This is a genomic window from Actinophytocola sp. (genome assembly GCF_050699915.1).
GTDB lineage: Bacteria > Actinomycetota > Actinomycetes > Mycobacteriales > Pseudonocardiaceae > Actinophytocola.
Map to the genome: position 1 here is coordinate 65591 of NZ_JBOHGA010000003.1, position 7057 is coordinate 72647.

The 7057-nt window shown below is 71.0% G+C and carries 10 protein-coding genes; 2 read left to right on the forward strand and 8 right to left on the reverse strand.

Annotated features, from left to right (window positions below; all coding sequences use genetic code 11):
* Nucleotides 1-42: 42 nt before the first annotated feature.
* Nucleotides 43-1278 carry an RNA polymerase sigma factor gene (locus ACRDSK_RS01300; RefSeq protein ID WP_431437970.1) on the forward strand — a complete coding sequence of 412 codons (1236 nt, stop codon included), beginning with the start codon at nt 43-45 and terminating at the stop codon, nt 1276-1278.
* A 13-nt stretch (nt 1279-1291) separates the two neighbouring features.
* Here ACRDSK_RS01300 and ACRDSK_RS01305 read toward each other — a convergent pair whose 3' ends face one another.
* The 3 genes from ACRDSK_RS01305 to ACRDSK_RS01315 form a co-directional block, all read right to left on the reverse strand.
* Nucleotides 1292-2149: an SAM-dependent methyltransferase gene (locus ACRDSK_RS01305; protein WP_431437971.1), complete on the reverse strand. Its 858-nt coding sequence runs from the start codon at nt 2147-2149 to the stop codon at nt 1292-1294.
* A 300-nt stretch (nt 2150-2449) separates the two neighbouring features.
* Entirely contained in the window at nt 2450-2665 is a 216-nt protein-coding gene (locus ACRDSK_RS01310; RefSeq protein ID WP_431437972.1) for a hypothetical protein, read from the reverse strand.
* A gap of 49 nt (nt 2666-2714) precedes the next feature.
* Nucleotides 2715-3398, reverse strand: a complete 684-nt coding sequence (locus tag ACRDSK_RS01315) for a spermidine synthase (protein WP_431437973.1) — start codon at nt 3396-3398, stop codon at nt 2715-2717.
* 40 nt (nt 3399-3438) lie between these two features.
* On the opposite strand from ACRDSK_RS01315, the gene ACRDSK_RS01320 reads away from it, so the two are divergent.
* Nucleotides 3439-3621, forward strand: a complete 183-nt coding sequence (locus ACRDSK_RS01320) for a DUF1918 domain-containing protein (protein WP_431437974.1) — start codon at nt 3439-3441, stop codon at nt 3619-3621.
* A gap of 55 nt (nt 3622-3676) precedes the next feature.
* Here the strand turns inward: ACRDSK_RS01320 and ACRDSK_RS01325 are convergent, their stop codons facing one another.
* The 5 genes from ACRDSK_RS01325 to ACRDSK_RS01345 all read right to left on the reverse strand — a co-directional run.
* On the reverse strand, nt 3677-4078 hold the full coding sequence (locus ACRDSK_RS01325) for an SsgA family sporulation/cell division regulator (RefSeq protein ID WP_431437975.1): 402 nt from the start codon (nt 4076-4078) through the stop codon (nt 3677-3679).
* A 149-nt stretch (nt 4079-4227) separates the two neighbouring features.
* Nucleotides 4228-5211 carry a malate dehydrogenase gene (locus tag ACRDSK_RS01330; protein WP_431437976.1) on the reverse strand — a complete coding sequence of 328 codons (984 nt, stop codon included), beginning with the start codon at nt 5209-5211 and terminating at the stop codon, nt 4228-4230.
* Nucleotides 5212-5307: 96 nt separating this feature from the next.
* The gene (locus ACRDSK_RS01335; RefSeq protein WP_431437977.1) at nt 5308-5604 is read right to left on the reverse strand and encodes a DUF3017 domain-containing protein; all 297 of its coding nucleotides are present in this window, start codon (nt 5602-5604) and stop codon (nt 5308-5310) included.
* A 60-nt stretch (nt 5605-5664) separates the two neighbouring features.
* Complete coding sequence (locus ACRDSK_RS01340; RefSeq protein ID WP_431437978.1) at nt 5665-6519, reverse strand: bifunctional methylenetetrahydrofolate dehydrogenase/methenyltetrahydrofolate cyclohydrolase; 855 nt, start codon at nt 6517-6519, stop codon at nt 5665-5667.
* Nucleotides 6520-6532: 13 nt separating this feature from the next.
* Nucleotides 6533-7057, reverse strand: a 525-nt coding sequence (locus ACRDSK_RS01345) for a DMT family transporter (protein WP_431437979.1), incomplete at its 5' end; no start/stop codon positions are given.

The following is a 7057-nucleotide window of genomic DNA, read 5'->3' on the forward strand; positions in this document are numbered from 1 at the left end:
CGTAGGCGCGCCGGCGCCGAGCACGAGAGGAGGGAAGACGGCGTGCTAGCGGTGGAGCGAAGCGAGCCATCCGGCACTGCGGACCTGCTGCGTGAGCTCGCGCCGCAGGTCCTCGGCGCGCTGATGCGGCGCTACGACGACTTCGCCGCGGCGGAGGACGCGGTCCAGGAGGCGCTGATCGCGGCCGCCGGGCAGTGGCCGGCCCGCGGGCTGCCCGACTACCCGCGCGGCTGGCTGATCCAGGTCGCGTCCCGCCGGATGACCGACCAGCTGCGCAACGAGCAGGCCCGGCGGCGACGCGAGGACCTGGTCGCGGCCCAGCCGGGCTCCGACGCGGTCGTGCCGGACACCGACGACACGCTGGTCGTGCTGTTCATGTGCTGCCACCCCGCGCTCAAGCCGCCGGCGGCGATCGCGCTGACGCTGCGCGCGGTCGGCGGCCTGTCGACCGCGGAGATCGCCTCGGCGTTCCTGATCCCCGAGGCGACGATGGCGCAGCGGATCAGCCGGGCGAAGCTGAAGATCAAGTCCTCGGGCATCCCGTTCCGCCTGCCGACCGCGGCCGAGCGGCCCGAGCGGCTGCGGCTGGTCCTGCACGTGCTGTACCTGATCTTCAACGAGGGCTACACGGCGACCGCCGGTCCGGCGCTGCACCGGGTCGAGCTGTCCGCGGAGGCGATCCGCCTGGCCCGCGCCACGCACCGGCTGCTGCCGAGCGAGAGCGAGGTGGCCGGCCTGCTGGCGCTGATGCTGTTGATCGACGCGCGGCGGCCGGCCCGCACGCGCGCGGACGGGACCCTGGTGCCACTGGCCGAGCAGGACCGGTCCCGTTGGGACGGTGACCTGCTCGGCGAGGGCGTCGCGCTGATCACGCGGACACTGCCGCGCGGCCCGGTCGGCCCGTACCAGGTGCAGGCCGCGATCAACGCGGTCCACGACGAGGCGGCGAGCGCCGCGGACACCGACTGGCCACAGATCCTGGCGCTGTACGGGGTGCTCGAGCGCCTGACCGACAACCCGATGGTGACCTTGAACCACGCGATCGCCACCGCGATGGTGCACGGCCCTGCGCGGGGCCTCGAACAGCTGGAACCGTTGGCGGACAAGCTGTCCGGCCACCACCGGCTGCACGCGGTGCGCGCCCACCTGCTGGAGATGTCGGGCGACCGGGCGGCGGCGCTGGCGGAGTACCGGCAGGCGGCCAACCGCACCACCAGCACTCCGGAGCGCCACTACCTCATGCGCCGAGCCGCTCAGCTCACCCGAGCCGCGCAGTGACCGTCCACAAAGGTCAGGGCTTGCGACCCACCACCGCGGAGCTGCACTGCTCCACCTGACTCAGCGGGCGCAGCCGCGGGCCGTCCGGCCACCACAGGTCGGAGAGCTCGAGGTCACCGGGCTTGCCCGGCCCGGGCGCGACGATCTCCATGCCGGGCAGGAATGCCAGGATCTCCTCGCGCGTCCGGAACTTCCCCGAGCCCATCGGGCTGTGCAGGAACACGTCCTCCATTCGCCGGGCCAGTTCGCTGTGCTCCGGCGTCTGCGGGTCGAGGAAATGTGAAATCGCCACGAAACTGCCCGAGGGCAGCGCGTCGACGTATTCCTTCATCAGGTCGGCACCGTCGTCGGCCGTGTAGTGGTGCAGCGTGCCCACCTGCAGCAGTCCGACCGGCTCGGTGAAGTCGATGTGCTTCTCGATCAACGGGTGACCCAGCACCTCCTGCGGCTTGAAAATATCCGCCGCCATGAAATGCGTGAAGTCGTTCTCGGTCAGCAGCGCCTCGCCGTGCGCGATCACCACGGGGTCGTTGTCCACGTAGATGACCCGCGTCTCCGGGTCGATGCGTTGTGCGATCTGGTGAGTGTTCTCCGCGGTGGGCAGGCCCGAACCGCAGTCGATGAACTGCCGAACGCCGCCCTGGTCGGTGAGAAACCGAACCGCCCTGGTCAGGAAGTTGCGGTTCGACCACGCGAGATCCCGCGCCTCCGGTGCCTTCTCCTTAACCCGCTCGAAGACCTGGCGGTCGATCTCGTAGTTGTCCTTTCCACCGAGAAACGCGTCGTATACCCGGGCGATGCTCGCACGGGTCGGGTCGACTCCGACGGGCACCGAGCTCGGTGCCTCGTATTTGGACGCGGTCCCTGACATGACTACCTCACAACTGGTCGAGCTCCAGCGGACCGATCCAGCGTATCGACGCCTCGACGGCCGGTAAACGCGGCGGGCACCTCGGCGAATGCCAGTGCAGATGCACATGCGCAGGTAGCGAGGCCGTGGCCCTGGACCTGCAAGTTGCGCAAAGTCACCCGTTCGGGCTAGCGGAGACCAACTGCCGAATGCGGGACGCACGACTCGCGACCGGACCGAGATCCTCCCGAATCTCGGTCAGCGCCGCCGGTAATCCATTGTGGACGATCGAGTGTCGCTACCCCGAGAACGCGGCGGGCATCACCGGCGCAGGCTGCGCCCGGCCGCGAACCCGCACAGGCACGCGATCACCCCGAGCGTCACCGCCAGCACCAGCGGCCAGAAACGGGCCGTGCTGATTGCCAGCAGGAAGTTGAGAACGCAACCAGCCAGGTACAGCGCGGCGAGCGCCAGCCAGCCGAGAGCCGGGTGTAGCAGGACGTTGCGCGCACTCCGGTGCGGGCGGTGACGAAGCATCGGCCGCACCTCCAGATCCAACAACTGTGAGGTCGCGACACTCCGACGGTTAGTTACGTTTCAGTGATCTCGATCGTGTCACCGGGGCGCGGGCGAGGTACACCAGATCCGGTTCACCGCGGGGCACCGGGATTACGAGGGTCTCCACCTCGCCGAACCTCTCGGCGAGCCGCGCGGCGAACGCCGGGCTCGCGCCCGCGCTCCACACCGCCAGCACCCCACCGGGCGCCAGCGCGCCGGTCAGCATGTCGAGCCCGGCTCTCTCGTACAGCGCCGCGTTCGACTCGGTAACGGTCCATTCCGGACCGTTGTCGATGTCGAGGCAGATGCCGTCGAACACCTCACCGGCGGACGGCAGCCAGGCGAGCAGGTCCCCCGCCACGCACCGGGCGCGCGGGTCGGCCAGCGCGTCGCCGTGCAGCGTCCGCAGGGTGCCGCGGTTCCAGTCGATCACCGCGCGCTCCCGCTCCACCACGACGACGTCGCCGACCCGCGGATGGTCCAGCGCGGCGCGCAGCGAGAACCCCACGCCCAGCCCGCCGACGAGCAGCCGCCCGCCGGCCCGCATCCGGTCGGCCGCGGCGGAGACCAGGAGCCGCTCCGACGCGCCACCGCGGGTGTCCATGAGGAACACGCCGTTGGCGATGATCTCGAAGTCCGGCCCCACGCGGCGCAACACCAACTCGCCGCAGACGCCCGCCAGCCGGTCGAGTACGACGGGCTCTTCGCTCACCCGCCCACCCTAGTTACCCTGGGATGGCGGAGGTGGTCCCATGCGAGCGGCAATAGGCGACCGGTTGCACGTCCACGGTCGCAACGTAGGCAACCCCGACAAGACGGGCGAGATCGTCGAGGTGCGCGGCGCCGACGGCGGACCGCCCTACCTGGTGCGCTTCCCGGACGGTCACGAGGGACTCGTGTTCCCCGGCCCGGACTGCGTCATCGAGCGCGACTGAGAGCGAGGAACGACGCCTTCCCGGCCGGGAAGGCGTCGTTCGTGACCGCGCCCGGTCAGACTCGGGTGAGCTCGTCGATCAGGCCGTCGACGTCGAAGTGGTCGGACTCCGCGCCGAGCGGCACGATCTCCTCGGTGGCCGCCAGGAACGAGCTGACGCCCGCGTGGTCCAGGTCGAGCTCGGCGTAGCCCTCGGGCGACTCGATCTCCACGACCAGCATCGTCAGGTCGTCCTCGGCCTCCGGGTGCAGCCGCACGTCGCCGACGCCTGCCGGCCCGCGCAGCCCCTCGACGAGCAGGTCACGCGAGAACGCCCACTCGACCCAGCGGTCCCGCTCGGTCTGGAACGCGGCGGTCACGGTGTACGGCTGGTCGGCGCGGTAGGACCAGCGCGAGCGAACCGGCGTGCCGCCGTCGTAGAGCGCCACGAGCTCCGCGTGGATGGCCTCGGTCGACATGGCTGCCCCTCCTCCTCGTTCGATCCGCATTTGGGCGCGGGTCGGTCGAGGATGAGATCGCCCTGGAGGGCCAGTCATGATGCCGGATCCGAAACGTTCACGCGATCCGGTGTGAACGGGCACACACGGCTAACGCGCGACCTGCGGATCTAGATAAGCCCAAGGCCCCTGACGGCGTCGCGCTCCTCGGCGAGCTCGGTCACGGAGGCGTCGATCTTCGACCGGGAGAAGTCGTCGATCTCCAGACCCTGGACGATCTCCCACCGGCCGCCCGCGCAGCGCACCGGGAACGAGGAGATCAGGCCCTCCGGCACGCCGTAGGAGCCGTCGGAGACCACCGCCATCGAGGTCCAGTCGGTGCCGTGGACCCAGTCGTGGACGTGGTCGACGGCCGCGTTCGCCGCCGAGGCGGCCGAGGACGCGCCGCGCGCCTCGATGATCGCCGCGCCGCGCTTGGCCACGGTCGGGATGAAGGTGTCCTTCAGCCAGTCGTCGTCGTTCACCGCGGCCGCGGCGGTCTGCCCGCCGACCTCGGCGTGGAACAGGTCCGGGTACTGGGTCGCGGAGTGGTTGCCCCAGATCGTCATCTTCGAGATGTCGGTGACCGAGACGCCCAGCTTGGCCGCGAGCTGCGACAGCGCGCGGTTGTGGTCGAGGCGGGTCATCGCGGTGAACCGGTCGGCCGGGACGTCGGGCGCGTGCGCCTTGGCGATCAGCGCGTTGGTGTTGGCCGGGTTGCCGACCACGAGGACGCGCACGTCGTCGGCGGCGCCCGCGTTGATCGCCTCGCCCTGCGGCTTGAAGATGCCGCCGTTGGCCTCGAGCAGGTCGCCGCGCTCCATGCCCTTCGTGCGCGGACGCGCGCCGACGAGCATCGCGACGCTGACACCGTCGAAGGCGTGCTTCGGGTCGTCGGTGATGTCGACGCCGGCGAGCAGCGGGAACGCGCAGTCGTCGAGCTCCATCGCGGTGCCCTCGGCGGCCTTGAGCGCCGGCGGGATCTCCAGCAGGGAAAGCCGCACGGGCGTGTCCGGCCCCAGGAGCTGCCCGGAGGCGATGCGGAACAGCAGTGCGTAGCCGATCTGGCCGGCGGCACCGGTGACGGTGACCTTGACGGCAGCCTTGCTTGCCACGGGGAAGATCCTCCCGACGAGATGACGAAATCCGGTGCTGGGAGGCTAGCAACCGCGACACCCGACGGCGCCGCTGGGAGCGCGCGTCGCCCTCCGTCAGTTCTCCAGGTCGAAGCCCTCGATCGTCAGCGCCACGGCCATCACGCAGACGCCGAAACCGCCGTAGGTCAGCACGTCCACGCCACGGCTGCGGATCGCGATGAGGCCGGCCTGGTCGTCGCGCAGCAGCATGCGCAGGGCGGCCGCCAGGATCAGCGCGGCGCCGATGAGCACGGTGCCCTGCCGCCAGTGGTACAGCAGGATCCGCACCAGGCCGAGCACCACCACCGCCAGCACCATGCCGAACGGCAGGTGGACGAGGACGGGGTGACGCCGGCGCTGGGGGGTGGTCACTTCGACAAGCTCCGTTCGGTGTCGATGCTCACTTCGACAAGCTCCGTTCGGTGTCGATGCTCACTTCGACAAGCTCCGTTCGGCCGCTTTGACCGTGTTGGTCAGCAACATGGCGATCGTCATGGGACCGACGCCGCCGGGCATCGGCGCGAGGAACGCCGCCGTCTCGCGGACGTCCGGGTGGACGTCGCCGACGAGGCCCTGGTCGGTGCGGGTGATGCCGACGTCGAGCACCGCGGCGCCGGGCTTGATCATGTCCGGCGTGATCAGCGCGGGGTTGCCGGCGGCCGCGACGACGATGTCGGCGCGACGGGTCTCGGCGGCGAGGTCCTTGGTTCCCGTGTGGCACAAGGTGACCGTGGCGTTCTCGCTGCGGCGGGTGAGCAGCAGGCCGAGCGGACGGCCGACGGTCACCCCGCGGCCGACGACCGTGACGTTCGCGCCGGCGATCGGCACCTCGTAGCGCTTGAGCAGCTCGATGATGCCGACCGGAGTGCACGGCAGCGGGCCGGTCTCGCCGAGCACGAGCTTGCCGAGGTTCATCGGGTGCAGGCCGTCGGAGTCCTTGGCCGGGTCGACCCGCTCGAGCGCGGCGCCGGCGTCGAGGTGGCCGGGCAGCGGGAGCTGGATGAGGTAGCCGGTGCACGCGGGGTCGGCGTTGAGCTCGTCGACGACCTCGTGCAGCCGGGCCTGCGTGATGTCCGCCGGCAGGTCGCGGCGGATCGAGGTGATGCCGACCTTCGCGCAGGCGTTGTGCTTGCCGCGGACGTAGGACTGCGAGCCGGGGTCGTCGCCGATGAGGATGGTGCCGAGTCCGGGCACCACGCCCTGCCGGGCGAGCGCGCCGACCCGCTCGCGCAGGTCGGTGAAGATGGCGTCGCGGGTGGCCTTGCCGTCCAGGATCGTCGCGCTCACGCGAGCCATCCTCTCACCGCCCTCTCACCCCGATCGCCGCGATGCCGACCGCCACCATCGTCAGCGACGTGCCGAGCACGCTCGCCAGGGTCAGCCCACCTCCGGTGGGCACGACGATGTCGAGCAGCACGGCGCCGGTGAGCTGGCCGGCGACCGAGGCGAGCCCGAGCAGGAGCACGCCGGTGAACCTCACGGCCGCGACCGCGGTGATGATCGCGATCATGCCGAGCGGGCCGCCGACGTAGTACCACCACTCGCCCGGCAGCTCGCCCGGCAGCCCGCGCACGAGCGCGTCGACCAGCGCGGCGAACAGCAGCGCCACCGTGCCGACGGAGAAGTTCACCAGCGTGGGCACGACGAGGTGGTCGGACTCCATCCGAACCAGCCCGTTGACCGCCGCCTGCCAGGCCAGGCCCAGCCCGGCGACCGCGGGCAGCAGCGCCCACCACAGCCCGCCCGCCTCGATCCCGGCGTGGTCGGACACCGCGATCCCGACCGCGACCACCGCGAGCGCCGCGCCGACCGCGCGCGGCAGCGT